Annotated in this window: 23 protein-coding genes; 11 read left to right on the forward strand and 12 right to left on the reverse strand. The window is 69.9% G+C overall.

Features of this window, described 5'->3' with window-relative positions:
* Positions 1-725: 725 nt before the first annotated feature.
* The 3 genes from ABZ345_RS39660 to ABZ345_RS39670 all read right to left on the reverse strand — a co-directional run bounded on the left by ABZ345_RS39660 (position 726) and on the right by ABZ345_RS39670 (position 4,060).
* Complete coding sequence (locus tag ABZ345_RS39660; protein ID WP_359860110.1) at positions 726-1,619, reverse strand: neutral zinc metallopeptidase; 894 nt, start codon at positions 1,617-1,619, stop codon at positions 726-728.
* Positions 1,620-1,632: 13 nt separating this feature from the next.
* On the reverse strand, positions 1,633-2,676 hold the full coding sequence (locus ABZ345_RS39665) for a neutral zinc metallopeptidase (protein ID WP_359860111.1): 1,044 nt from the start codon (positions 2,674-2,676) through the stop codon (positions 1,633-1,635).
* 328 nt (positions 2,677-3,004) lie between these two features.
* Positions 3,005-4,060: a neutral zinc metallopeptidase gene (locus ABZ345_RS39670; protein ID WP_359860112.1), complete on the reverse strand. Its 1,056-nt coding sequence runs from the start codon at positions 4,058-4,060 to the stop codon at positions 3,005-3,007.
* A 339-nt stretch (positions 4,061-4,399) separates the two neighbouring features.
* Here ABZ345_RS39670 and ABZ345_RS39675 point away from each other — a divergent pair, with 339 nt between their 5' ends.
* Genes ABZ345_RS39675 through nudC form a run of 4 tightly spaced genes read left to right on the forward strand, consistent with a single transcriptional unit; the run spans position 4,400 to position 9,648 of the window.
* Positions 4,400-6,025 carry a DUF2207 domain-containing protein gene (locus tag ABZ345_RS39675; protein WP_359860113.1) on the forward strand — a complete coding sequence of 542 codons (1,626 nt, stop codon included), beginning with the start codon at positions 4,400-4,402 and terminating at the stop codon, positions 6,023-6,025.
* Between the two features lie 10 nt (positions 6,026-6,035).
* Positions 6,036-7,319, forward strand: coding sequence for a pitrilysin family protein (locus tag ABZ345_RS39680; protein WP_359860114.1), 1,284 nt, complete (start codon positions 6,036-6,038; stop codon positions 7,317-7,319).
* Positions 7,316-8,704 (forward strand): pitrilysin family protein, encoded by a 1,389-nt coding sequence (locus ABZ345_RS39685; RefSeq protein WP_359860115.1) that lies wholly within the window; start codon positions 7,316-7,318, stop codon positions 8,702-8,704. The genes ABZ345_RS39680 and ABZ345_RS39685 overlap by 4 nt, the downstream gene beginning before the upstream one ends.
* On the forward strand, positions 8,701-9,648 hold the full coding sequence (gene nudC / locus ABZ345_RS39690; RefSeq protein ID WP_359860116.1) for an NAD(+) diphosphatase: 948 nt from the start codon (positions 8,701-8,703) through the stop codon (positions 9,646-9,648). Before ABZ345_RS39685 ends, nudC begins: the two co-directional genes overlap by 4 nt.
* A 63-nt stretch (positions 9,649-9,711) precedes the next feature.
* Here the strand turns inward: nudC and ABZ345_RS39695 are convergent, their stop codons facing one another.
* The 3 genes from ABZ345_RS39695 to ABZ345_RS39705 all read right to left on the reverse strand — a co-directional run bounded on the left by ABZ345_RS39695 (position 9,712) and on the right by ABZ345_RS39705 (position 11,776).
* Positions 9,712-10,959 carry a hypothetical protein gene (locus ABZ345_RS39695; protein ID WP_359860117.1) on the reverse strand — a complete coding sequence of 416 codons (1,248 nt, stop codon included), beginning with the start codon at positions 10,957-10,959 and terminating at the stop codon, positions 9,712-9,714.
* Positions 10,960-11,030: 71 nt separating this feature from the next.
* Positions 11,031-11,327, reverse strand: coding sequence for a hypothetical protein (locus ABZ345_RS39700; RefSeq protein ID WP_359860118.1), 297 nt, complete (start codon positions 11,325-11,327; stop codon positions 11,031-11,033).
* Positions 11,324-11,776: an Lrp/AsnC family transcriptional regulator gene (locus ABZ345_RS39705; RefSeq protein WP_359860119.1), complete on the reverse strand. Its 453-nt coding sequence runs from the start codon at positions 11,774-11,776 to the stop codon at positions 11,324-11,326. Before ABZ345_RS39705 ends, ABZ345_RS39700 begins: the two co-directional genes overlap by 4 nt.
* An 82-nt stretch (positions 11,777-11,858) precedes the next feature.
* On the opposite strand from ABZ345_RS39705, the gene ABZ345_RS39710 reads away from it, so the two are divergent.
* Both ABZ345_RS39710 and ABZ345_RS39715 read left to right on the forward strand, forming a co-directional pair.
* Positions 11,859-12,473 carry a LysE family translocator gene (locus ABZ345_RS39710; protein ID WP_359860120.1) on the forward strand — a complete coding sequence of 205 codons (615 nt, stop codon included), beginning with the start codon at positions 11,859-11,861 and terminating at the stop codon, positions 12,471-12,473.
* A gap of 4 nt (positions 12,474-12,477) precedes the next feature.
* Entirely contained in the window at positions 12,478-12,903 is a 426-nt protein-coding gene (locus ABZ345_RS39715) for a PaaI family thioesterase (RefSeq protein WP_359860121.1), read from the forward strand.
* Here ABZ345_RS39715 and ABZ345_RS39720 read toward each other — a convergent pair.
* Together ABZ345_RS39720 and ABZ345_RS39725 are read right to left on the reverse strand one after the other, a co-directional pair.
* Positions 12,872-13,633 (reverse strand): NmrA family NAD(P)-binding protein, encoded by a 762-nt coding sequence (locus ABZ345_RS39720; protein WP_359860122.1) that lies wholly within the window; start codon positions 13,631-13,633, stop codon positions 12,872-12,874. The two genes, ABZ345_RS39715 and ABZ345_RS39720, sit on opposite strands and share 32 nt — an antisense overlap.
* Positions 13,630-14,835, reverse strand: a complete 1,206-nt coding sequence (locus ABZ345_RS39725) for an FAD-dependent monooxygenase (protein ID WP_359860123.1) — start codon at positions 14,833-14,835, stop codon at positions 13,630-13,632. Before ABZ345_RS39725 ends, ABZ345_RS39720 begins: the two co-directional genes overlap by 4 nt.
* Positions 14,836-14,891: 56 nt before the next feature.
* On the opposite strand from ABZ345_RS39725, the gene ABZ345_RS39730 reads away from it, so the two are divergent.
* Complete coding sequence (locus ABZ345_RS39730; protein WP_359860124.1) at positions 14,892-15,359, forward strand: MarR family transcriptional regulator; 468 nt, start codon at positions 14,892-14,894, stop codon at positions 15,357-15,359.
* On the opposite strand, the gene ABZ345_RS39735 is transcribed toward ABZ345_RS39730, so the two are convergent.
* Positions 15,348-16,367, reverse strand: coding sequence for a DUF2399 domain-containing protein (locus tag ABZ345_RS39735; RefSeq protein ID WP_359860125.1), 1,020 nt, complete (start codon positions 16,365-16,367; stop codon positions 15,348-15,350). The genes ABZ345_RS39730 and ABZ345_RS39735 overlap by 12 nt on opposite strands.
* A gap of 63 nt (positions 16,368-16,430) precedes the next feature.
* Between ABZ345_RS39735 and ABZ345_RS39740 the strand changes: the two genes are divergently transcribed.
* Genes ABZ345_RS39740 through ABZ345_RS39755 form a run of 4 tightly spaced genes read left to right on the forward strand, consistent with a single transcriptional unit; the run spans position 16,431 to position 18,726 of the window.
* The gene (locus tag ABZ345_RS39740; protein ID WP_359860126.1) at positions 16,431-17,039 is read left to right on the forward strand and encodes a TetR/AcrR family transcriptional regulator; all 609 of its coding nucleotides are present in this window, start codon (positions 16,431-16,433) and stop codon (positions 17,037-17,039) included.
* Complete coding sequence (locus tag ABZ345_RS39745) at positions 17,036-17,392, forward strand: maleylpyruvate isomerase N-terminal domain-containing protein (protein WP_359860127.1); 357 nt, start codon at positions 17,036-17,038, stop codon at positions 17,390-17,392. Before ABZ345_RS39740 ends, ABZ345_RS39745 begins: the two co-directional genes overlap by 4 nt.
* A complete protein-coding gene (locus ABZ345_RS39750; protein ID WP_359860128.1) occupies positions 17,389-17,775 on the forward strand; it encodes a hypothetical protein in 387 nt (128 codons plus the stop codon). The genes ABZ345_RS39745 and ABZ345_RS39750 overlap by 4 nt, the downstream gene beginning before the upstream one ends.
* A 57-nt stretch (positions 17,776-17,832) precedes the next feature.
* Positions 17,833-18,726, forward strand: a complete 894-nt coding sequence (locus ABZ345_RS39755) for a hypothetical protein (RefSeq protein WP_359860129.1) — start codon at positions 17,833-17,835, stop codon at positions 18,724-18,726.
* 43 nt (positions 18,727-18,769) lie between these two features.
* Here the strand turns inward: ABZ345_RS39755 and ABZ345_RS39760 are convergent, their stop codons facing one another.
* The 3 genes from ABZ345_RS39760 to ABZ345_RS39770 are packed head-to-tail and all read right to left on the reverse strand — an operon-like array spanning position 18,770 to position 25,502.
* Complete coding sequence (locus tag ABZ345_RS39760; protein WP_359860130.1) at positions 18,770-22,846, reverse strand: TIGR02680 family protein; 4,077 nt, start codon at positions 22,844-22,846, stop codon at positions 18,770-18,772.
* Positions 22,843-24,033: a TIGR02678 family protein gene (locus tag ABZ345_RS39765; protein ID WP_359860131.1), complete on the reverse strand. Its 1,191-nt coding sequence runs from the start codon at positions 24,031-24,033 to the stop codon at positions 22,843-22,845. The genes ABZ345_RS39760 and ABZ345_RS39765 overlap by 4 nt, the downstream gene beginning before the upstream one ends.
* Positions 24,030-25,502, reverse strand: a complete 1,473-nt coding sequence (locus tag ABZ345_RS39770; protein WP_359860132.1) for a DUF2397 domain-containing protein — start codon at positions 25,500-25,502, stop codon at positions 24,030-24,032. Before ABZ345_RS39770 ends, ABZ345_RS39765 begins: the two co-directional genes overlap by 4 nt.
* Positions 25,503-25,528: the final 26 nt, after the last annotated feature.

Raw genomic sequence — 25,528 nt, forward strand, 5'->3', positions numbered from 1 at the left:
CACGGGGAGCCGCGGCTGTTTCCGCGCGGTGTCAACTCGACGAAAAGCGTGTCGAGTTGACACCCCTCCTCGGGCGCGGCAAGAGCTGAGGCACGACTCGTGACGGGACCCCACCCGGAGCGCACGGGAAAAGCTTGCCTCGGCTTCGCCTTCGGGTCGCCTCGCCTGCGGCATCGGGCGCCGTTGGGCTGCCCGGTGCGCGTGGTTTAACCGGTCGCTTCGCTCCCGTGTGGGTGGTTCGCTTTGGTTGTGGACCTGGATGTTGTTGTGTTGTGGGTGCGGACTGAGTGGACCAAGGCTTCGCGGGGTGGAGTTGAGGCTGCTCGGCGGAATGCCTTGCCTGTGGGGTTTGCGTTGCCGCATGGGCGGGCCGCTGTGCATGAGGTGGTTCAGGTTGAGTGGCGTGGCTTTGAAGCGGAGTGGGAGAAGGAGCGCGACTCGATTGATCGCGTCAAGCTCAGCCTTCGCGAGGAGGACGGGGTGCTGTCCGTGCAGTTGCAGGACACCTTGGTTGCCGCGCCTCGGCGGGTGGTGCGGCCTTCGCCTGTTCGGCTTGGGCTTGGGGAGTGGGTTCGGTGGCAGCTCAACCATCGGTGGGCTCGGCCCCGGGATGGTGGGTGGAACTACGAGATGACCACGTTGAACCTGGCTTATGGCGCGGTGGACGACCTGAAGGTGTTCCTTGGGGCGCCTACTCGGTTGGTGGACGAGCGGGCCGCGTTGCGTTAGGCGACTGCTGGGGCCGGGGCCGCGAAGGTGTTGCAGGCTGCGGTGGAGTTGGATTTGAAGCCTGTGGTTGCCCAGTTGGCCTGGTTGGAGGCTGAGCCGTGGGCGTTGTTCTCGGGCTTTTCCTCTACCGCGTACTGGAAGTCTTCCTCGGCTTGGCGGGCCAGGTTCAGGGTTACGGAGCCCTTGCCGGAGGCGCTGGTCAGGAACATGCCTGCGAAGCAGTTGGCCTGGAGCTCGATTCGGCGCGACATTTCCAGGCCCGCCGGGGTCTTCTCGCCCGCGTCGGTGATTTTCAGGTCGGCTGCGCGCAGGAGGCCGGTCAGGGCCTGGACGTGGTGGCCGTACTCGTGGCTCAGGGTGGCCAGGTGGGTGGCCGGGGCGTCGCCGCCGCCGTTGTCGCGCAGGCGGCTGGTGGGCATGTAGATCGTGCGGTTGCGGCCGCAGTAGTAGGCCACTGCGTGGTCGGATTCCGGGGCCGCTCCGCAGGGGCCGTCCTTGAGGGTGGGGGAGGCGTCCAGGGACGGCTTTTCGAAGGGCATGTTCGCTGCGGTCAGCAGCGGGGCCCAGGCTGCGTCCAGGCATTCGACGCCTGCTGCGTAGTAGCCGGCCAGCTGTTTGTCGGAGGTGCCGAAGGGCGGGAGCTGGCAGGTCACCGGGGGCATCGAGGCCGCGGTCACCAGGAACGGGTGGTCTGCCAGGCGGTAAACGGCGCGTGGGCGGACCGGCGTTGAGGGCTCGGTCGACGGGCTGGTGGCTGGGCGGGAACCTGCCAGGGCGTGGCCCGGGACCAGTCTGGGGCGGCTCAGTTGACCGATTCCGAGGACGAAGGCGACCACCAGCACGAACACTGCCCCGAGCATTACCGGGTTGTTGTTGGCTGGTTGGGTCACGTTCGCCCCTTTCTTAGGAAACTGAGCCCGGGTCCGCTGCCCAGGTGTTGCACTCGGAGGCCTTGTTCGAGCGGTAGCCGCGGTCCACCCAGCTCGCGTTGTTCTCCGGAGTGCCGTGGTCCTTGGTCGGGTAGATGTCGTAGTCGCCTCGGTTGCCCGCGTCGGTCAGGCCCACTCGGATCACGTCTATCGGTACTGCGCCGTGCGACAAAGGGGCCAGGCTCATACCGCCGAAGCAGGTGGCTTGCAGCTCCATCCGGCGGTTCAGGTCGAGGCCCTTCGGAGTATCCCACCCTCCCGCGTCGTACTGCGCGCGGTCCGAGGCTTTGAGCATCCCGGTGAGCCATTGGATGTGGTGGCCGTACTCGTGGGCCAGCTGGCCGAGGTACTTGCCGGGGTGGTTCGGGTTGTTCGGGTTGCGTTCTGCCGCGTAGGCGTTGGCGGTCCAGTAGATGCCGCCCTGGCAGTAGCGCGCGGTCGAGTCGGGGCGGACGGTGCCGCACGGGTACTGCATTGTTTCGGTGACTATGTGCAGCTCAACGGGCTGGTACGGCAGGTTCGCGGCGGCCAGGGCTGGCTTCCACATGCTTTCGATGCACGGGAGGGCTGCTCGCAGGAAGCGGTCCTGGCCCGCCGGGGAGTAGTCCATGGCGGGCAGGGCGCAGCCGCTGATCGTGTTGGCGCCGAAGTTCGACTTCAGGAACGGGTGGTCGGCCAGGGCGTAGACGGCCTTCGGGCCCACCGGGGTCGCCTCGGCCGACTGCGTGCGGGAGGCCGACGGGCGTGACGACGAGGTGGTTGTCGTCGTCGGGGCCTCGGTGGTCGTCGTGTGGGCGTAGGTGGGGCTGTAGGTCGTGTAGTTCTGGAAGCCCGCGTCCTTGACCTTGCTGTTCAGGGTTGCCGCGAAGAGGCCGACGGCGCCCAGGCCGAGGATGACCACGCCGCCGAGGATCAGGGCGATGATCGGGCCGTTGCTCTTGCGGCGGGGCGGCGGCATGACCGGGTACGGCGCGTAGCCACCCGGAGGCGCGCCCCAGGAGGGCTGCGGCGGCGGCATGACCGGGCCCGGTGGGGGCGGCGGAGGGCCGTACTGGCCCGGTGGTGGGCCGTAGGCAGGCGGCGGGTTCCCCAGAGGAGGGGCGCCGTACGGAGGTGGTGGTGGGCCTTGTGGCGGACGCTGCCCCAGTGGTGCGGGCATCGGCGGAGGGCCGACCGGGCGTGGCGGCGGCCAGTTGCCCGGTGGCGGTGGTTGCGTCATCGCCTGAGGTCCCCCCATTGGTGAGCCAGGGTCGGGTACGAGCATATGCGGACCGAGATCACGCGTCCCCCGACCGGGCTAACGCGTCCCGTCCACGATGGTGAGACGCACGGGACGGGGTCTCGGTTCACGACACGTCCGCTGAGCTCGCGGCCCACGTGTTGCAGGCCTTGATGTCGTTCTGCTTGTGGCCGTGCATCACCCAACGGTCGTTGTTGGGCGCGCTGCCGTGGTCTGCAGGTGTGCGGTCGTAGTCGCCGCGGGTGCCCGCGTCACGCAGACCGGTGTTCACGACGTCCATCGGGATGACGTTCTTGTGCGAGAAGGGGGCCAGCGTCATGCCGCCGAAGCACGTGGCCTGCAGCTCCTTCCTGCGGTTGAGCTCCAGGCCCTTGGCCGTGTCGAAGCCGCCGACGTCGTACTGGGCCTGGCCCGCCGCCTTCAGGAATCCCGCCAGCCACTGGATGTGGTGGCCGTACTCGTGGCTGAGCTGGCCGAGGTAGACGCCGGGGTGCCTGGTGCCGCCCTGCTCGTTCGCGTAGAAGCCCGCGGGCCAGTAGATGATGCCCTGGCAGTACATCGCGGTCGTGTCAGCCCGGCGCGAGCCGCACGGCGACTGCGTGCTGCCTCTGAAGACCTGCAGCTCCACCGGCTGGTAGGGCAGGTTGGCCGCCTTCATCGCCGGCTGCCAGGCCTTCTCGATGCACGGCAGCGCGGCGGAGAGGAACGCCTCTTCCCCCGCCGGGTCGTAGCGCATGGCGGGCAACGGGCACCCGGCGAAGTCGTTCGCGCCGACGCCGGTGGTGAAGATCGGGTGGTCGGCGAGCTTGTAGATCGCCTTCGGGCCCGCGGGAGTCGTCGGCGTGGAGGACGACGTCCGCGTCGACGAGGTGCGGGTGGACGCAGTCGTCGTCGTGGTGGTCGTGGCCTCGGTAGTCGTTGTGTAGGCGTAGCTCGGGCTGTACGTCGTGTAGTTCGAGTAGCCCGAGTCCTTCACCTTGTGGTTGAAGCTGGCCGCGAAGACGCCGACCGCGCCGAGGCCGAGGATGACCACGCCACCGAGGACCAGCGCGAGGATCGGGCCGCTGCTGCTCCTGCGGCGCGGCGGCATCACCGGGTACGGCGCGTAGCCACCGGGAGCACCGGGAGGCGGCGGGCCCCACGACGGTCGCGGTGGCGGCATCACCGGGCGCGGCGGCGGGAGCGGTGCGCGTCCGGGAGGCGGGCCGTACTGCGGGGGACCTGCCGGAGGCCGGGGCGGACCCATCGGAGGACGGCCCGCGGGCGGCGGTCCGTACGGAGACGGGCCGGGCGGCGGGGCCATCGGGCGAGTGCCGGGCGGCGGGCCTTGAGCGGGGCGGGGAGGCATCGGCGGTCGTGCGGGCACGGGTGGCGGGCCTACCGGGCGCGGTGGTGGCCAACTACCCGGCGGCGGTGGTTGCGTCATCGCCGAAAATCCCCCAGATGGCGTCTGTTCGAAAGTCCGCCGGAGCATATGAGGACTCCGCTATTGTCCGCAGCCGTGTTGAAGAACTGGGGAGTGGCGATCTTCGCCGCCGCTGTGCTGGCCGGAATGCTGACCGGGACCGCGGCCGTCGGCGCGCTCGCGCAGCCGCTTCCAGGGACCGTCAGCACCGAGGTGCGGATGAAGCTGGAGCGCGATTCCCGGCTGTCGGTCACCGAGGTCGTCCACGTGCCGGACGGCAAGACGGTCAACCGGACCGTCCCTTTGCGACTCGCCGTCGGCAACGACCTGGAGCGCCAGTACCAGGTCACCGACGCCAAGGTCGAGGGCAACGGCAAGGCGACGGTCGGCGACGACAAGTTCAGCGTCAAGCTCGAGGGCGGGCAGGCCACCCTGACCTACACGGTCGTCGGCGCGGTCGCCCCGGTCGGTGACGCGCTGGAGGTCCGCTGGCAGGTCGCGGGCGGCTGGGACACCGAGCTCGACAAGGTCGCCGTCACGTTCTCCGCACCCGACTCGCCGACGTCGGTCAACTGCCTCGCGGGCCCGGTCGGGTCGTCGCAGCCGTGCACGAGCGCGGACCTCGCGGACGGCAAGGGCGTGCGCGCGCAGGAGATCAAGCTCGGCGCGGGCGAACGCGTGGATGTCGCGATCGGACTGTCCGCGGGTGTCGTGCCGCCGAACGCGGTCGTGGTCGAGCAGTCCGGCCTCGCCGCCGCGTTCGCCCTGACCCCGGTCAGCGGGATCGCGCTCGGTGGGCTGCTGCTGTTGCTGCTCGGCGGTGTCGCCCTGCTCTGGTACCTGCGCGGCCGGGACGTCGCGGCGCTTTCGAGCGAGGTCGGCGCGGTGTCCGTGCTGGTGCGCGACCAGAGCGGACGTGTCGCGTTCGCCTCGCCCGACGGCGTGCTGCCCGGCCAGGTCGGCACGGTCGTCGACGAGCACGTGGACGTGGTCGACGTGACCGCCACGGTGATCGACCTCGCCGTGCGCAACTATCTCTGGATCGCCGAGACCGACGGCCACGACTGGCAGATCGTGCGCCGCAACCCCGCCGACGACTCGTTGTCCGGGTACGAGAAGGCCGTCTACGAAGCCCTCCTGCCGCAGGGAGCGGACGCGGTGACCGTGTCGGAGCTGCGCGGCCGCGGGCTCGACCTCGCCAGGGTCCGCGACGAGCTGTACACCGACGTCGTGGAGAAGCGCTGGTTCGTGCGCCGCCCCGACGCCGAGCGCAGCCTGTTCTGGTGGGTCGGCATCGTGATCGCGGTGCTGGGCGTGGCCGCCACGGTCGTGCTGGCGCTGACGATCGGCAACGCGCTGTTCGGCCTCGCGGTCGCGGTCGGTGGTGTCGCACTGGCGTTCGGTGCTCGGTCGATGCCCGCCCGCACCAAGCGCGGAAGTGAGCTGCTGGTGCACGTCCGGGGCCTGCGCGGGTACCTGCACGGCGTGACGCCCGACGACGTTCCCGAGGACGACCGCGAGCTCGTGTTCTCGCGCTCGCTGCCGTACGCGGTGGTGCTCGGCGAGACCGAGCGCTGGCTCACCACGTTCGGTCAGCAGGACCTCTATTGGTACGGCAACGCGTCCGATTTCCGGCGCAGCTTCCCCGCGTTCCTGGGGGCGCTGGACGGCGTGCTCGCCCAGGCGGGCCACCTTCGATCGCTCCGGACGCCGAACCCGTAGGCTGGCACGCATGGCCTCACCCGAACTGCACAGGTTCACGCTGCCCAACGGCCTGCGGGTGGTGCTCGCCCCCGACGCCAGCGCACCGGTCGTCGGCGTCAGCGTGCACTACGACGTCGGCTTCCGCTCCGAGCCGGAGGGGCGCACCGGGTTCGCGCACCTGTTCGAGCATCTGATGTTCCAGGGCAGCGAGAGCCTGGAGAAGCTGGCCCACTTCCGACATGTGCAGTCGTCGGGCGGCACGTTCAACGGGTCCACGCACCCGGACTACACCGACTACTACCAGGTGCTGCCCTCGGCGGCGCTCGAGCGGGCGCTGTTCCTCGAGGCCGACCGCATGCGCGCGCCGAAGATCACCGAGGAGAACCTCCGCAACCAGATCGACGTGGTGAAGGAGGAGATCCGGCTCAACGTGCTGAACCGCCCGTACGGCGGGTTCCCCTGGATCCTGCTGCCCGCGGTGCTGTTCAAGACGTTCGCCAACGCGCACAACGGCTACGGCGACTTCGTCGACCTGGAGAGCGCCACGGTCGACGCCTGCGCGGAGTTCTTCGACACCTACTACTCGCCGGCGAACGCGGTGCTGACCGTCGCGGGCGACCTCGACGTCGAAGCCACGAAGGCGTTGGTGGACAAGCACTTCGGTGACGTGCCCGCGCGGCCGCGTCCCGAGCGCCCCTCCTTCGCCGAGCCGGCCCCGCAGGGCGAGGTGCGGCACGAGCACGGCGACGCGCTGGCCCCGCTGCCCGCGATCGCGATCGGCTACCGCGTGCCGGACCCGGTCACCGACATCGACGGCTACCTCGCGTACCTGGTGCTCGCCGGCGTGCTGACCGACGGCGACAGCTCGCGCCTGCAGCAGCGCCTCGTGCACCGCGAGGGCATCGTGATCGACCTGAACGCGGGTTGCGGCCTGTTCGGGCCGCTGGAAGCCCGCGACCCGGACACGTTCAGCATCACCGCGATCCACACGCCCGAGGTCTCCCACGAGCAGGTCGTCGCGGCCATCGACGAGGAGCTGCAGAAGCTCGCGCAGGAGCCGCCGTCGGCCGAGGAGCTGGCGAAGGTCACCGCTCGTTGGGCGTCGACCATGCACAAGGAGCACGACCGGCTCACGAACCGCACGCTGGGCCTCGGCTCGGCGGAGCTGCTGTTCGGCCGCGCCGAGCTGATCTACGAACTGCCCGAGCGGATCGCCTCGGTGACCGTGGACGAGGTGTCGGCCGCGGCCAAGGCGCTGCGTCCCGACGCTCGTGCCCTTCTTCTCGTCAAGCCCACCGGAGGAGCCCAGTGACCTCGGCCAAGACCCATCGCACCGCCGAGGAGATCGGTCGCACCGCCGTCGGCCCGCGCCCGTTGCCGGAGCTGGGCTTCCAGAAGGCGGCGGCTGACCTGTCCACTGAGGACACCACGCTGCCGAACGGCCTGCGCGTCATCGCGATCCGCCGCGCCACCGTGCCGATGGTCGAGGTGCGGCTCCGCGTCCCGTTCGCGGACCCGGCGGCCTCCAGTGTCGGCTCGCACCACTCCGCTCAGGCCGAGGTGCTCGCGAACACCGTGCTGACGGGCACCGCCACCCGTTCCCGCGTGCAGATCGACACCGAGCTGGCGCTGGTCGGCGGTGAGCTCGACTCCGTGGTCGACCCGGAGCGCCTGAGCTTCACCGGCAACGCCCTGGCCACCGGCCTCGGCACCGTGCTGGACGTGCTGCGCGACGTGCTGACGTCCGCGTCGTACCCGGCCGAGGAGCTGGAGCGCGAGCAGTCGCGCCTGGTCGAGCGCATCGCGATCGCCCGCTCGCAGCCGAACGTGATCGCGCGCGAGGCGCTGCAGAAGGTGCTGTACGGCGACCACCCGTACGCCAAGGAGATGCCGGAGGCCGAGGAGGTCGCCGCCGTCACCCGTGACGACGTGCTCGCGTTGCACCGCAAGGCGTTGCTGCCGCGCGGCTCGGTCATCGTGGTGGTCGGCGACGTCGACCCGTCCGCCGCCGTCGCGCAGATCGGCGAGGCGCTCGGTGCGTGGCAGGGCGAGGGCGAGGCCGTCCAGCTGCCGCCGCTGCCCGCCGTCTCCGGTGGCGACGTGCTGCTGGTGCACCGCGCCGGTGCCGTGCAGTCGCAGATTCGCCTTGCGGCGCAGGCGATTCCGCGCACGGACCCCCGCTACCCGGCGTTGCAGCTCGCGAACCTGGTGTACGGCGGGTTCTTCTCGTCGCGGCTGGTCGAGAACATCCGCGAGGACAAGGGCTACACCTACAGCGCCCGTTCGCACCCCGAGTTCACCGTGCACGGCGCCACGTTGCTGGTCGACGCGGACACCGCCTCGGACGTGACGGCCGCGGCACTGCTCGAGACCCGCTACGAACTGGCGCGCCTCGGCATGGTCCCGCCGTCGGAGTCCGAAGTGGACGTTGCCCGCAGCTACGCCATCGGCACGCTGCTGACCACCACGTCCTCGCAGTCCGGGCTGGCCTCGTTCCTGGTGAACCTGGTAGGGCTCGGCCTCGGGCTCGACTGGTTGGTGGCGCATCCGCAGCGACTGCAGGCGGTCACGGTGGAAGAGGTCGCCGCGGCGGCGCTGGAGTTCTTCGCTCCCGGCAACTTCACCGGTGTGCTGGTCGGCGACGCCGAGACGTTGAAGCCGAAGCTGTCCGCGCTCGGCGGGGTCTCGTTCCAGTGAGTTTCGATCTTGTCGGTCTGCCCGCGCTGTCGCGGTTCGCGATCGACCGGTGCGAGCCGTTGCGCGGCGACGACGAGAAGCTCGCCGCGCTCTGGCCGAAGGCGCGCATGATCGTCGTCGACACGCGCGGCCGCACCCTGGTCGCCGACCGCGGCACCCGGCTGGCCGACCGGCCGGCCGTGGAGTTCGGGGACCAGCCTCCCGTGAACGCCGTCCTGCTGGGTGAGCAGGACGGCGTGGCCTACTTCGCGGTGCTGATGCCGGCCGAGGACGGGGAGGCGGTTCCCGCTTCCCGTGCCTGGGGGCCGCCGGAGCTGACGGACGAGCCGCAATGGCTGGACCTGCGGCAGGCCGGGGCCACTTTGGACGACATGTCCGCCGGGTTGTTCACGACCGCGGCCGCGTTGTTCCAGTGGCACCGGCTCGGCAAGTACTGCGCCAAGTGCGGCGCGCGGACGGTGCTGGAGAAGTCCGGGTGGATCTCGGTCTGTTCCGGGTGTGAGCGCGAGGAGTACCCGCGGACCGACTCCGCGGTGATCTGTCTCGTGCACGACGGCGCGGACCAGGTGCTCGTCGCCCGCGGTCCGGAGTGGCCGGAGGGCCGGTTCTCCGTGCTGGCCGGGTTCGTCGAGGCCGGTGAGTCGCTGGAAGCCTGTGTGGCGCGGGAGATCTTCGAGGAGGTCGGGGTCGCCGTGCGGGACATCCGGTACCTCGGGTCGCAGCCGTGGCCGTTCCCGCGGTCGCTGATGATCGGGTTCGAGGCGGTGGCCGATCCCGCGGAGCCGTTGCGGCTGGCCGACGGGGAGATCGCCGAGGCCAAGTGGGTGTCGAGGGCGGACGTGCGGCAGGCGATCGAGGTTCCGGGGAGTGTTCCGGGGCTCGGGCTCGCCGGTGGCGCGTCGATCGCGTTCCGGATGCTGCAGAGCTGGTCGGGCGCGGCTTAGGCTGCGCCGCCGCGGATGGTCGGGCATCTCGACCTGCCTGACCCACCACCGCAGAAGTAGCAGCTACCGCCAGGGTTGCCAGCCGTGGATCGGGGCGTGGTCCGGGCGGGTCTCGCCCCAGTCGCGGCTCCCCGGCGGCAGCATCGCGTACTCGGCGAGCCGCATCCGCCCGCGCACGCGCCACCAGTCGGCGACCAGCCACGCGGTCAGCAGCACAGTGGTCACGACTCCGGCCCACACGGTGACGCCCTTGCCGGCCACGAGCAGGAACATCCAGGCGAAGGTGCCGGTGACGGCCGCGGCGAACAACCGCCAGCCGATGGCGGTGGTCGTGAGGGACGTCTGGGCGATCCCGGTCGAGCGCCGCCTTGCCCAGTGGCGCAGCTCGCGCCATTCCTCCATCGACATCCGCGTGTGCTGCACAGGCATCCCCTGGCGCGACCGGATCAGCTCAGCGAGCTCGGCGGCCTGCGTCACCGGCAGGAGCCACTGCTGAGGCCGTGCCACCAGACGCAGCGTCGGTCCGTTGGCGACGAGCATTTTGTGACCACCGCCGGGCAGCGGCCACAGCTCCGGGTGCGGCGACGTGCCCGGCTGCACCAGCGTGAGGTCGCCCAGCCACAACGCCTGGGTGAGGACCTTGGCGCCCTTCGACACGCCCAGCCGGAACACCAGCCGATCGTGTTCCACGTAGAGCGCTCCGCCGTTGCGCAGCGGCACCCGCACCTGGACCTCGCGGCCGAGGCCGGCGCCCAGCCGGAACATCCGTGCTCCCAGGTGTCCCAGCGTCGGGCACAGCACCAGCAGGATGGGCACCCAGACGTATGCCTTCGTGCCGATCAGGCAGAACACGGTGATCGGCACGGAGAGCAACGCCAACCGGCCCCAGAGCCAGGGCACGTTCCGGTTCAGCACCCACACCACACCCGCGACCAGCGGGGCCGCGAGCACGAGCCGCGGCACCGCGGGAGTGGCGAGCAGCGCGACTTCAGGCAGCACAACGGTTCCTGTCAGCGCGAGCGTCGCGCCGACCAGCCACCGCGCCGCGAGCGAAGGACCGGTGAGTGTCGACGTGGGCCCCGCCACCGGTGTGGTGGGCTCGCCGTCGGATCGCGGAGACTCACCGGCCTCGGAGTCGTTGTCGTCCGTGAGGACAGCGGCCGACGGTGCGGTGGACAGGCTCGGCACTCGTGACCGCACCAGTTCGACGAACTTGACCGGGTCCTCGACCGGCAGCACCTGATCGCCCCTGATGGTCCGCAGCACCACCACGTCGCCCTGCGGAACGGGAAGGGCGCGACCATCCTTCAACGTGATCCACGGTGCCTCGCCACGCACCGCCTGTCGTGTGCCGATGCCGAGGAGATCGCCGAAACCGTATGTCAGGACGGGGTCTTGTGCGGGGTGCCCGCGATGATCTCCAGGCCGCTGCCGGTGACCTCGATCGTGTCGATGTACCGGCCTGGCTTGAAGTCGGCGCGGAACTCGAACAGCACCTTGTTCGGCGCGCGTTTCGACACCAGGTGCGCGAGGTAGGTCGCGACGAGCGGGATCCCGAGCAGGATCGACATGGTGACAGCGGGCGACTTGCTGCCCACGACGATCACGGTGGTGATCGCTGTGGCGGCCGAGACGCCCAGGGCGACGAGTGGCCAGTGGTGCGGTTTCACGGCGCTCATGATGGCAGTGGACGGTCGTCGACGACGTTCTTCATGACGAGGGTCGACCTCATCCGCCGCACTCCCGGCAGCTTCACGAGCGTCTCGTCGTACAGATGTTGGTAGGCGGTGAGGTCTGTCGTGGCGATGCGCAGGAGGTAGTCCGGCTCGCCGAAGAGTCGTTGGGCCTGCAGGACGTTCGGGATGGCGGCAACCGCTCGTTCGAAGTCGGCGACCGTGCTCTCGTTCTCCCAGTGGACGGTGGCGAAGACCAGCGCCTCGAAGTTCAGGCCGACCGCTGCCGGGTCAACCACGGCGCGGTAACCGCGGATCGCGCCGTCGCGTTCCAGGTCGCGCAGCCGGCGGTGGCACGGGGAGATGCTCAGGTTCACCCGTGCGGCCAGTTCGGTGACGGTCAGGCGGCCGTCCTGCTGCAGCTCGGCAAGAATCTGTCGGTCCACGGCGTCCATGGGGTCATTCTTGCCCCTGTTGCGGGTTCTGCTGGGTAAAGACGGGAACACCTTTGGGCTGATTCTTCCTAGCCTTTTGGGCATGGAGCTGAGCACGTTGGTGGCGTTCCTGGCGGTGGACCTGTTGCTGGTCCTCACGCCCGGAGCGGACTGGGCCTACGCGATCGCGGCCGGGGTGCGGGGACGGTTCGTGCTGCCCGCGGTGGCTGGGCTGGTTGCCGGGTACGCCGGCTACACGCTGCTCGCGGTGGCCGGGCTGGTGGTGGTCGTGGCGAGTTCTCATGGGCTGCTCACCGCGTTGACCGTGGCCGGGGCCGCGTATCTGGTGTGGCTCGGCTGGGGTTCGCTGGCGCGTCCGGCGAGTCCTGATGCTGCTGCGGAGTTGGCGGCCTCGCCGGGACGGGTGGTGCTCAAGGGGGTGGGGATCAGCGGGTTGAACCCCAAGGCGATGTTGATGTTCGTGTCGTTGTTCCCGCAGTTCATCGACCCGAGTGCGGGCTGGTCGGTGGCTGCGCAGACCGCGGTGCTCGGGGCGTTGCACACGGCGTTGTGCGGTGTGGTTTATCTCGCGGTCGGGGTGTTCGCGAAGGCTGTGCTGACCACCCGTCCGGGGGTGGCGCGGGTGGTGTCGCGGGTCAGCGGGGCGATGATGATCGGCATTGGCGGGGTGTTGCTCGTGGAGCGGATGGTCGGGTGAGTGCGTGGACGTGCGGGAGCGGATTCAGAGCAGTTTCGACCGGCAGGGGCTGATGGCTCACCTCGGCGCGCGGCTCGGCGAGGTCGTGCCGGGGCGGGTGCACGTCCTGTTGCCCGCGCGGGCCGAGGTGACGCAGCAGAACGGGTACTTCCACGCTGGAGCCACCAGTGCGATCGCCGACAGCGCCGGCGGGTACGCGGCGTTCACGGTGTTCGACGCGGACACGTCGGTGCTGACGGTCGAGTTCAAGATCAACCTGCTGGCGCCCGCGGTGGGGGAGTACATCGAGGCGGTGGGGACGGTGCTGAAGCCCGGGCGGACGTTGACCGTGTGCCGCCTCGACGTCTTTGCCGTGCAAGGGGAAGAGCGGAAGCTGGTCGCCGCCGGGCAGCAGACGCTCATTCAGGTCGAGGCTCGGCCCGACCGGTGACCCAGTCCGCGTAGGTGTGCCAGGCGATCTCGGGGAATTCGGCGTGCAGTGCGGGGATGTCCAGGTCCAGGCCGGTTTCGGTGAAGTAGCGGAACATCGCTGCCAGGTCGGAGGAGTAGGTCTCGGCTTGGGCGAGCGTGAACTCCACGAACTCGGTGCTGCGGATGGCGGCCATCTCCGGGCCGGTCAGCCGGTCGCTCGCGATGTCGATGCGGCGGTGGTGGAAGCGGGCCGGTTGCTCGAACGCCAGTGCGGCCATGGCGGCGATGTCTTCCGGCGCGATGAGATGCAACTTCAGGGTTCGCGGGATTGGTAGTGCGACAGGGCCTTCACGGCTCATGAAGGCGGCCGGTCCCAGCACTGTCCAGTGTGGATGGTTCGCGGCGAGGTGCCGCTCGATGGCCGCTTTGGTGTCGAAGTGCGGGATGCCGGTGTCGCGGTCGGCGTTGGTGGCCGAGGTGAAGACGACGTGCGGGACGTGCCGGGCGGCGTCCACTGCGGCGATGCCCTGGGCTGCTTCGGACGGGCCGCTCAGCGGGGTCATCAGGAAGAGGCCGTCGATGTCGGCGAAGGCTTGTTCCAGCGAGGCCGGGCGGTCGAAGTCGCCGTGGACGTCGTTGGGGTGCTTGGGGTTTCGGGTGATGCGGCGGACTTCGTGGCCTTGCGAGGTCAGAAGGCAGGCCACGGCGTTGCCCTGGGTGCCGGACGCGCCGGTCACTGCGATCTTCACGTGGTGATCCTGGAGATGTAGCCGTCCGGGCGGACGGTGGCTTCGGCCCCGTCGAGGGCGATGCTGGTGCCTTTGCCGTCGGAGAGGTCGAGGCCGGGGACGAACGTGCCGGCGAGCGGGTGCTCGGAGCCGGTGTCGTAGCGGATGTCGGTGCCCTGGACCATGGCGGTGACGCGGTCCCTGACCTGGGGCAGGTCCAGGAGGTCGCGGAACAGCGAGTAGAGCTCGCGGCTGTGCGGGTCGGGGCGGGTGAGCGCCACCTGGGCCATGGTGTTGTGCAGGACGTGCTCGGCGACCGGATGGCGTTCGGTGGTGTAGGTGTCGATCAACGACGAGTCGCCGGTGGCCAGCTTCCAGCCCAGGTTCAGGGCGTCCTGCAGGCCGAGGTTCAGGCCCTGGCCGCCGAACGGGGAGTGGATGTGCGCCGCGTCGCCCGCGAGCAGGACGTTGCCCTGGCGGTAGGTGGTGGCCTGGCGGGTGTTGTCGGTCCAGACGGTGGCGGTGTGGACGGCGGTGATGCGGACGTCGTGGCCGCTCACCCTGCGGAGGCTGGCTTCCAGCGTTTCGCGGGTGGCTTCGCGCGTGGTGGGCGGGCCGTCGTATTCGAGGGTCATGATGCGGCCCTTGAGCGGGCCGGAGGCGTAGACGCCGGTGGGGGTCTGGTGCCAGCCGCGTGGCAGGTCGCCGTCCAGGTCGACGATCGCCTGGTAGCCGGTGAGGGTCGGGTCGGTGCCGGGGAAGTCGAAGCCGGCGAGCTTGCGAACCGTGCTGCGGCCGCCGTCGCAGCCGACCACGTAGTCGGTGCCGAGGTCGAGCGAGGTGACCTCGACGCCGCGGTGGATCGCCACACCGAGTTCGAGGGCGCGGGCTTCGAGGACTCGTTCGAGCGCTTGCTGGGTCAGCATGACGAGCGGCAGACCGTCCAGTTTGAACAGTCCGGCGAAGTGGCCGGTGGCGCCGGTGGGGCGCCAGGCGAGACCCGCGGCCTCTGCCTCGCTGGCAGCGTCGATCGCGGGACCGAAGCCGCGCATGGCGAGCATCTGGTAGGTGCGGCCGCTGATCATCTGGGCCTTGATGGTGTCGGCCTGGGTGGTGAGGCGTTCGAGCACGGTGGTGCGGACGCCCTGGAGGGCGAGTTCGGTGGCGAGCAGGAGGCCGACGGGGCCTGCGCCGACGACGGTGACGTCCCCAGTTGCTTTCATGCTCAACATTTGAGCGTGAAAACGTCGCGGCGTCAAATCTGTTTTAGGATGAGGGTGTGACCGAGCCGATCTTCTCGTGGCTGTACGTGCAGCAGGGCGTGGACGCCGTGAAGGCCGCGATGGGGCGGCGGATGGAGGCGGAGGCCGGGTGCTCGTTGCTGGAGCACGTGGCGCTCTACCAGCTGGTTCGCAACGGCGGGCGGTTGCAGATGTCAGAGCTCGTCGAGCTGCTGGACGTCAGCCCGTCCGGCATCACGCGGCTGGTCGAGCGGCTGGTCAAACGCGGGTGGGTGACGCGCGAGCAGCCGCCGGACAACCGGCGCCTGGTCTACGCCGTGCTCACGCGTGAGGGCGAGGAGGCGTGCCAGGGCGTCACGGCGCGGGTGTACCGGGCGGCGGTCGCCGAGGAGTTCACCGGACTGCTGAACGAGCGCGACCTCGCCGACCTGCGCCGGATCGGGCGCAAGCTGCTGGAGGGGCACGGGCAGTGGGACGTGAAGAGGTTCGCGCCGTCAGAGGAGTGACGGCAGGACGTGCTCCTCGGTGACGATGAGGCCCGTGGTGGCCATGGTCTCGGCCAGGTCCGGGTCCCAGGTCGCGGTCTCCGGGCGAGTGTTCAACGTCGGCAGCTCCACGCCGCGTGCGATCAACGTGGCCACTGCTTCGCGGTAGTCGGCGGCGGACATCTGCCACGCGACTCCGCCCGTCCAGGCAAGGATTTCGTTGGTCACGCGGATTCCGTCGGGCGTGAAGTCGTTGTGGCAGCGGACAGTCTTGCCGTCGAGGTGGTGCTTGGCCTGCGGTGTCAGGCCGTTCGGGAGCACCATCAACGGGCCGGGTACGCCGGACTCGAGCAGGCGCGGGCTGCGGACGACGGTGATCTCCCGCGCCTCCAGGGTGTCGTTCAGCGTCAGGTAGCCCTGCGAGGTCAGCACCGGGTTGCCGTAGGCGTCGGGGAGGACGCCTGCGCGTTCCCAGTCGGTGCCCATGAGCTGCAACGCCTTGTGGACGATCCGGGTCAGCGGGCGGCCGTCGTCCAAGTCATTGCCCGCCAAGGCGAATCGGGTCGTCCACTGGCGAGGTTCGGGGTGTAGTCGAGCCAGGATCGCGGCGGCCTGGTTGGCGATCATCGGCAACGCGGGCTGCGGGATCTTGCCGTACCTGCGGACGTGCTCGATCCACTCGGCGGCCCACGGAGCGTGCAGCAGGCCGTGCTCGCGCAGGGCGAACTTCAGCACGGCGTCCGCGGTCGAGGCCTCCTCGGACGTGGACATGCCGACCGGCTTGCCGTGCACGGACTCCAGCACCTCGGGCAACGTGCTGCCGTGGGCGCGGATGTGTTCGTCCAGGCGTGCCAGCGAGATCTGGCGGCGAGCTGGATGTGCGACCGGCTTGCGCAGCAACTCGCCGAGAGCCGTGGCGGTGCTTTCGTCCTCGACCCGGAAGCTGAACGCCGAGCGGCCGCCGCCCTCCATCGTCTCGCGGGCGAGGCGCCAGAACTCGGCCAGCTCGGGGCGGTCGTACTCGATCACGAGGCCCAACATAGGCCTTGACAGGCGGCGGTCGTGAGCGGACCGTACCTAACCATGAGCGTTGTGCCTAATCGTGATAGGCAAGCCGAGCGGCGTGAGGCCACCCGAAGAGAGATAGTCGACGCCGCGTGGGAGATCGCGCGCCGCGACGGGCTGGCCGCGGTCACGTTGCGCGAGGTAGCGGCCATGATCGGCATGCGCTCACCGTCGCTGTACTCGCACTTCGAATCGAAGAACGCGATCTACGACGCGATGTTCGGACAGGCGTGGACGCTCTTCCTGGCCGAGATGAAGGAGAACCTCGCCGGCCTGCCCGAGGCGCCGCGCGAGGCGGTGCTGGCGGTCGCCGAGCAGTTCTACGCCTTCTCACTCGTCGACGTCGCCCGCTACCAGCTGATGAACCAGCACTCCATCCCCGGCTTCACGCCGTCCGAAGCCTCCTACGCCCCGTCAGTGGAGGTGATGGGCCTGCTGTACGACACGTTCCGCGGGCTCGGCATCACCGACAGCGCCGACATCGACCTCTTCCTGGCTCTCGGCGGCGGGCTGCTCGACCGGCAGCTCGCGAACGAGCCCGGTGGTGACCGCTGGCTCCGTCAGCTGCCGCGCGTGATCGACATGTTCGCCGACGACATCGGCCTGCCCGGACCTCCATTGAGGAGAACACGATGACTGCCGCACTGGACACCAGACCCAGAACGTCCGCCCTCGACCGCGACACCGCGATGGAGCTGGCCGGGACCGAGTACGAACGGGTCGTCGCGCTGTTCGAAGGACTCTCGGCGCAGGACTGGACCAAGCCGACGGACTGCCCGGGGTGGGACGTGCGCGCGATGGCCGCGCACATGCTGGGGATGGCCGAGATGTCCGCCTCGATCCGCGAGAGCCTGCGCCAGGTCAAGGCCGCGGAGAAGAGCGGCGGGGTGTTCATCGACGCGCTGACCGCGCTTCAGGTGTGCGAGCGCACGGACATGGGCCCGGCCGCGATCGCCGCTCGTTACGCCGAGGTGCCCCTCGGGCCGTGAAGGGCCGGCGCCGCACGCCGTGGTTCGTCCGCAGGCAGAAGATGGGTGCCTCGCAGGAGATCAACGGCCGCGACGAGGCGTGGACGCTCGGCTTCCTCACCGACGTGATCATGACCCGCGACCCGTGGATGCACCGCGTCGACATCTCGCGGGCGGTCGGTGTGCCGATGGTGCTCACCGCGGACCACGACGGCGTGCTCGTCGACGACGTGGTCCGCGAGTGGGCGGCACGGCACGGCCAGCCGTTCACGTTGAGGCTGACCGGGCCGGCGGGCGGCCGGTGGGGCAGCGGTGGGCCGGAGCTGGAGTTCGACGCGGTGGAGTTCTGCCGTGCACTGTCCGGACGTGGAGCCGCCGCGTTGGGGACTGAGGTGCCGTTCTAGGTGATCTTTTTTTGTCGCCGGGGGCATCCTGGGCGGCACGACCGGCGTCTACGAAGCATGAAGAGAATTCGGCTGCTCGCCGCAGGCGTCACTGCGGCGGTCACGGCAGTCTTCCTGGCGCCACTGCCCGCGCATGCTGATCCTCGGGCCGAGATCGCCGCGGATGCCCAGGCAGCGTTCGCCGTGTTCGACCGCAAGACCGGACGCACCACGATCGCCTGGGACGAACACAAGCAGTACCGTTCGGCGTCGGTCGTCAAGATCCTCATTGCGCTCGACTACCTGGAGAAGCGCGGCCCTGACGCCGAGATCCCGCCGGCCGACCTGGTACGACTGGAGCCGATGCTGAGGTCGAGCGACGACAACGCGGCTTCGGAGCTCTGGGTCCAGGAGGGCTGGGAGAAGATCGTCGAACGCATGGTCGTGAAGCTGGGGCTCGAGGACACCGCACCGCCGGTCAACGTCGGGTTCTGGGGCTACACGGCACTCAGCGCGGCCGACGTCGTCAAGATCTACCGTTATGTGCTCGACCAGGCACACCCGAAGTTCCGCGATTTCATCATGGGCAACCTGCACCAGGCGACGAAGTGCGCGACCGACGGCTTCGACCAGTCGTTCGGCCTGCCGAGCGTCGTTCACGGCGAGGTGGCCTACAAGCAGGGGTGGTCGCGGTTCGGTGACATCCCGCCCGCGCCGTGCGTCGAAAAGCCGAAGCCGCCGACCTACCCCGGTGTCGGCAAGGACGGCCCGGTGGGCGAGGGCCTGCGTTCGGCCGCCGACGTCGACCTGACGCGTCCGGCCATGCACACCACCGGCACCTACGGGCGCGGCGACCGCAAGATCATGGTCGTGCTGACGCTGGAGCCGGTGGGCACAACCTGGAACGTCTCCGCCGATCGCATCACCAGGCTCACGCGCGCCGTGCACCTGGCGGACCTCATCCTCGACTGATCCGCTGCCGGTCCCGCGCCCACGGTGCGGGACCGGTGCCGTTCTAGGGGTCGATCCGGTCCAGCGCCGCGCCGTCCCACGTCGTCTGCGTGCACGCGACGCCACGGCCGTTCTTGGGCCGCAGCACGTCGTAGATGTGCATGCGAGGGATCTTGTCGGACACGCCCCAGCCGCTCGGCCAGGTGATCACCCAGTCCATGTCGAGGTCGACCAGGAGCCCCAGCATGCGCGCGATGGTCGGGTCGTCGAGCCGTTCGAAGGCCTCGTCCAGCAGCACCAGGCGCAGCGGGTCGAACTCGTCGCTCACCGCGTCGTAGAAGCTCGCCGCGGCCGCGAACAGCGTCACGTACGAGATCAGCCGGGTCTCACCGGACGAGAGCTGCCTGAGCCGCCGTTCGCGCGGGTTGCCGTCAGGGCCCGTGTCAGCGACGGTCACCGTGAACTGGTGCCACGTCCGGTAGTCGAGCGCCCGGGACAGGATCTCCGCGTAGCCGCCGGAGTGCGTGTCGCGCTCGTTCTCGATGCGTTCGGTGAAGACGCGGCGCAGCGTGGCGTCCTGCTCAGGCGTGCGCTCGCCGAACGGCAGCCGGACGAGCGCAAGCGCTTGCCGCGTTGCGTCGTCGAGGGCGCTGGACGACTTCCAGGCCAGCTTGACGTGCACACCCTGGCTGGAACGCGCCTGGCCGAGCACCTCGTTCATGCGCTTGGTGAGGTCCTCGGCGACGGTGATCTGGCCGCGCAGCCACTCGGCCAGGTCGCGGATCAGGTAGTCGGCGAAGATCCCCTGGTACTGCTCGTCGAGGAACCCGCGCTGCTCCGCCAGCTTCGTCGTGACCTGGCGGGCGGCGACGGCGACGGGCTTCGCGCCCTCCTCGCCGGTCACCGTCACGGTCAGCAGGCCCGCGTGCTGTTCGGCGGCGATGTCGTGGCTGCCGGCGAGGGAGGTCTGCAGGGCCTGGAGCTTGGCGATCACGGTCGCCTCGGTGCCGCCGCGACGGTCGCCCGCGTCGGCGATCGCCTGCCGCACCGCGGCTTCGAGCGACGTGCCGGTGGCCGCGGCGCCATCAGTCTGGGGCCCGGTCGCCTCCGCCATGTCCGGGAACGCGGCGGCCATCAACCCCGGTGCCTTGACCGTGGCCTGGAAGTTGGCCGCGGCGCGTGCCAGGCCTTCCGAAGCCTCTTCGACCTGCGTGGAGTTGCTTTCCAGCAACGCTTCCAGCTTCGCCGCCTGCTCGCGAGCCGTCGTGATGCTCTCGCGGACGCCCTTGAGGTCCTCACGCATCTTCTTGCGCGACTTCTCCAACTGCGTGAGCTGCTCGCTGATCTCCTTGGCCTCACCGCCGACCGCGTCGGTGAGCTCGGCCAGCGTTCCCGCCTGGGCCGCGTAGTCGATGCACCGGGCGTCGGCGTCGGCCTCGGCGGTCTGCCGGTCCGCAACAGCCTCGTGGTAGCGGTGCGAGGCGTCCGTGAGGTCGGAAATCGTGCCCTGGCAACGCCTCTTGACCGCGTCGCCGAGCAGGTCGGCCGTCCGCTGAGCGTCGCTGGCGGCCGCTTGGGCCTGCCTGAGCGCTTCGGTGTCCGAAGGCAGCCCGGCATCGCCCGCCTGGCGAGTCAGTTCGCTTCGAGCCGCTTCCAACCGCGCGTTGGCGTTCTCCAACGCGTCACGCAGCTCGAACGTCCGCTGCTGCGACCGTGCCGCGGACTCCTCGGCGGCCTGGACGCGGCTGTGCTTCGCGATCAGCTCGCCGTCGCCGGGGAACGCCGCGACGTGTGCCTCCCACGTCGCAACGTGCTCGTGCGCACGTGCCAACTCATCCTCAGCAGTGCCGAGCTGCGCGCGCAGCTCGGCGAGTTCCTCTTCCAGGGCAACGATTCGGCGGCCTCGGGCGGCTTCTCGCGCGCCCGCACCGATGAACTCGGCCTCCGGCTTGGTCCAGCGCCCGGTCAGCACGCCCGCGCGCCAGTCACCGGTGGTCGTCATGTCGTCCAGCGACACCGCGCGCAGCAGGTCGGCGACGAGCGACTCCGGCACCGGCGAGCCCTCGACCGCGGGCACCAGGAACTCGGCCAGCGAACGGCCGTCCGCGGCCTCCCGCGGGACGGCCAGGACGTCGTTCAGGTCGTTGCTCTGCGGCGTGACCCAGGCGTCGAGCAGACCGCTCGCCTGCAGTGCCGCTTCCAGTCCTGCGCGCTCTTCGTCGTTGAGCGACGGCGTGAAGTCCACCAAGCGGTAGAACGGCGCGCCGACAGCCGTGTTGCGCTCGGCTGACGTGTACTGGCCCGGCACCGGCACCCGTTCGTCACCCGACCGCAGGCCGACGAGTTCCTCGTCGAGAGTGTCGAGCCGTGCGCGCAGTTCGCTGCGCTGCTGAGTGAACGCGTGCGCCGCGTCGCGAGCCAACTGCACCAACGGCCCGACCCACTCGCGCGCCGTGCCGCTCAACGCCTTCGCCGCCGCCGGATCAGGGGTTTGGGGCAGCGCCAACGCTTCCGCGGGACGTTCGTCGAGCAGCGGGCCGCTCGACGTCCACACCTCGACCTGCTCCAGCCAGGTCTGCACGACCTCGGCCAGCTCCTGCAGCTCCTGGTTGCGCAGCGCGGTCGACTCGGTCGCGCCGAGCTGGGCGTCACGGGCCTTCTGCCGCAACGACTCCACCTCGCGGTGCTGCGAGTCCAGTGCCAGAGCCTGCTCGTGCAACGACAACGCGAGCGCACCCCGCTGGCGTGCGAGGGAAGCGATGCCCGAGGTCTGGTCGATGACCGACGCCAGCGAGGCCAGCACGTCCTCGGTGGCCGCGGCAGGGGGTACACGGCGTTCGATCGGCAGCGGTCCGGCTTCGGGATCCGGCTTGGCGCGCACGGAATCCGTGGTCACCGTGGCCTCGGCGGCCGGCACCTGCGGCACGTCCGGCGCGAGGTCGGAGTCCATGCCCGCGAGCCTGAGGTTCTCGCGCAACGGGTCGCTCAACGCGTCCGCGGCCTGCAGGTCTTCCGCCAGCCTTCGAAGCAGCCGCAGCACGTTGTCGACGGCCGCGTCTTCCTGGGCGCGCTGGCGGTGAGCCGTCTCGAGAGCGGCGACGGCGGAGGAACGCTTCTCCGCCACCAGGTTCTCGCGCGTCTTGAGGTCTTGCAGGTCGCGGAACGCCGGCAGCTCCTTCAGCGCCGCGATGGTCTCCTCGGCCTGCTGCTCGCCGGTCTCCATGTCGACAAGTGCCTGCTCGGACGCCGCGCGTTCCATCCGCGTGACGTCCAGCTCCTGCGTGAGCTTCGACTGCTCGCGCCGCAGCTTCGTCACCGACTTCTCGGCGGCCTCCAGCCGTTCGGAGGCACTCCTGAGCCCGCCGAACGCGTAGTCGCTGTAGGTCTTGAGGAACGTGCTGAGCGCACTGTCCGCAGAGGACAGTCGCACGATGTTCTCGCGGATCGACTCCAGGTCGTCGAACGACGTCGCGAGCTGCTCGACCATCGTCTGGTCCAGCGGCGGCAGGGCATCGCTGAGGATCTGCTCCAGCTGCCCTTCCAGCACCTTGAGGCCGACGTCCGGGTTGCGCAGCGTCCGCTGGAGGTGCAGCAGGTCGCCATAACGCGCGGCGGGCACGCCGTAGACCGCGTCGGCGATCTTCGCGCGGAACGCCGGTTCCTCGAACATGCAGTCCGCGCCGATGAGGTCCCTGAGCTGTGCCGGACCGTGCGGGACGCGCTCAGGGCCCGCCAGTTGCAGTTCCGTACCGACGCGCATGGGCGTGACGAACCGCCACGAGTCCGTGATCGCCTGCGAGGTCTTCGACGCCTTCACGCCGAGTCCGCACGTCAGGTACTCGTTGCCCGAGTGGTCGGCGGCCTCGCGGATGAGCTCGACCCACGCGTAGCCGATGCGGTTCGGGCCGCCGTCGTAGTCGTCCAGCATCAGACGCCGGATGCTGACCGTGTCGAAGCCCTTCGAGCCGAGCTGGCGCAGGTCGCCGTCCAGGCACAGCGGCAGCAGCAGCTCCAGCGTGCGGGACTTGCCGGAACCGTTGGTGCCCTGGAAGATCGCGCGGCCACCGGAGAAGTCGAACGTCTGCTCGGTGTACTGCCAGATGTTGACCACGCCGCCGCGGTGCAGCCGCCACCTGCTCATGAAACGTTCTCCTCGTCGAACAGGGACCAGCCCGGCACTTCAGGCACCACAACGGGTTCCGGTTGTTCTCGTTCGGGATCGCCGTCGGGGGACGGCAACCAGCGGTTCGCCGCCGCGCTGATGGACCAGCCCTCTTCGGTCCGGGCGGCGAGTCTCATGCGGCGCAACAGTTCTGTCACCTCGGCGACCAACCGGTCGAGGTCGTCGGTGAACTGCTTCGACCACGCGGCGGGGTAGTCCTCGACCAGAGCCGCGCAGACCTCGCGGAGCCGTTCGTTCGTGACGACGTGCCGTGCGGGCGGGTCTTCGGAGTCGTCCTCGACCAGGTCGGGCAACGCCAGGAGCGCGATGCGCGCGACCGTGGAGACGCCGGGGAACGACAGGTCGGTCAGGAAGTCCTCGGGGTCGGCGGCGAGCACGCCCTCGACGCGGCACTCGGTGTAGAGGCCGAACGCCTGCTCGAGCAGCGCGGTTTCCTTGCGCTGGTTGCGCCGCAGCCACTCGGCCTGCTCGTCCGGCAGGTCCGCGTAGAGCACGAGCGGGGTCTCGACGAGCTTGCGTCGCACCGCGTGTTCGATGCCGCGCGGGCCGGGGCGTGCGGCGAGTTCGATGAGGTGCTCCGGGCTTTGGGCCTCGCCGACCGGGCCCGTGACGAGCTGGCCCAGCAGGTCGGTGTCGATCGTTATCAGGGCCTCCTGGGGGAGCAGGTCCTGGGCGACCGAACCCTCGGTCTCCATCAGAACGCCGAGGGAGACCAGGTGGCGCAGCGCTGCCGTGAGCGCGCGGCGTTCGGCGACGTCGTCCGGTGCGTCGATGCCTGCTTCCACTGCGGCGGAACGGATATCGGCTACCAGGCGGCTGAGAAGCGTCTGGCGGCCGATGCCCGTGAGCACGGCGAGGGTCAAAGCCAGGTACGCGTAGCCGCGTGGGGACATGCTGAGCACGCCGCGGGTGTCGTCTTTGCCCGGGCCGGCCTTGTAGAGGCGCGCGAAGCGGCGTTCGACGACCAGCCGGTAGCCGAGCAGGCCCGCGAACAGGTCCTGCAGGGTCGCCCGGTGCCGGTAGACGAGGCTGAGCAGTTCGCCGTCCGGGCCGTTTGACCTCAGGAGTGGCCTGCGCAGCAACGTTCGCGCGCACCGCACCACGTTGGCGGCGTCGATGTCGGAGAGGTTGTCCAAGTGGTTCATTGCTTCAGTGCCACCGTCGCGTCGTGCAGGGTGAGCGTCCCGGCGGCGGAGCGGATCTGCGTCGTCGTGCCGTGGGCGATCTCGAGTTTGAGGCCGCGCACGGGGTCGCTGGCCGATCCGTTGTCGTGCGGGGAGTCGCGCTGGGCCATCGCGAGCGTCAGCAGCTCGCAGAAGACCTCCAACGCGCCGTGCGTGAGCGTGGTGTTCTCCAGGTTTCCGGCGGCCTTGGTGAGCTCCGCGACGTGCCTGGCGCGGATCTCGTCGGCCTCCCGTGCCTCCGCGAGCAGCGACTGCTCGGTCATCGGGTCGTCGAGGATCCGGGACGGCCTGCCGCGTGCTCCCCGGTCGCCTCTGGTCCGCACTGACACCGTCACATCGCACACCGGGCCGTCGCGCCACGGCGTGCGCTCGTTGTCCGAGTCGTGTTCCGGCGCGGGGGAGAGGTGCCGTGCGCTGTAGAGGCCGAACGCCGACGCGTAGATCTCGTGAGCTTCTTCTCGGGTCGAGTTGTCGAACCAGCTCGCCAGCTTCAGCAGTTCGGCGCGTCGTCCAGGCAGCAGGCCGCCGCCGGACGTCGCCCGCTTCACGCTGGCCAGGAGGCTGCCGATGGCGCGGGCGGTGGCTTCTCGCAGCGCCGTGACCTGGCTCGGGCGGCCGGGGCGGTCGACGAACCAGTCCGTGAGCTCCTGCCAGTCCTCCGGCGTGCGGCCGCGGGCGCGTTCGACGCTCGCGCCCAGGTCGGTGCTGAGGAGCCGCAGGAGTTCTGAGCGCGCTTTGGTCAGTGCGGCGAGGGCTTCGGCGATCGGGGGCGTGTACTTCAGGACGTCTTCGACGACGCGCTGGATGTACTCGACGAGCAGGTTCCGGAAGCCGGCGATCTCGTCGGGCGCGAGGTGGTTGCGCGTGACGACCTGGCCCAGATAGGCGTAGAAGTCGCGGACCGTCGCCGCGAGCTCGGCGTGCTGCAGGAACAGCGTGGTGACACGTTCGGCCAGCAGTTCCTTGGTCTTGTCGCCTTCGTTGAGCAGGGCGACACTCAGCGACCCGCCCAGCTCGTTGAGGCCGCGTTCGATGGCCGGCAGCAGTTCGCGGGAGACCTCGCGGGCGCCTTCCGGGACCCTGAGCAGCTCGTCGACGTCTCTTTGCACGCGGACGGCGAGCTTGGAGACCTGGTACCGGACGCTGCCGTGCTGGAACTCGGCGATGCTGGCCGCCACGACCTCACGGCGGCCCTGGACGAGGTTGCCCCACTCGACCAGCTGCTTGAGGCGGTTGATGACGTTCTCGATGCGGCTTTCGCCGGGTTCGACGCGGCCTTCTCGTTCCTGACCCGCCAGCGCTCCGGCAACCTCGCCCGCGGACAGGTCGGCCAGCAGCGTGGAGGTGAACAGCCGCATGATCGCCAGGTACGTGCGCTGGTGATCGCGCGCGTCCAGGTAGGCGTACAGCTTCAGCCGCTTGTGCTCCACGACCGGCCACCCTAATGCGCGCGCTG

The organism is Lentzea sp. NPDC005914 (assembly GCF_040629405.1).
Taxonomy (GTDB): Bacteria; Actinomycetota; Actinomycetes; order Mycobacteriales; family Pseudonocardiaceae; genus Lentzea.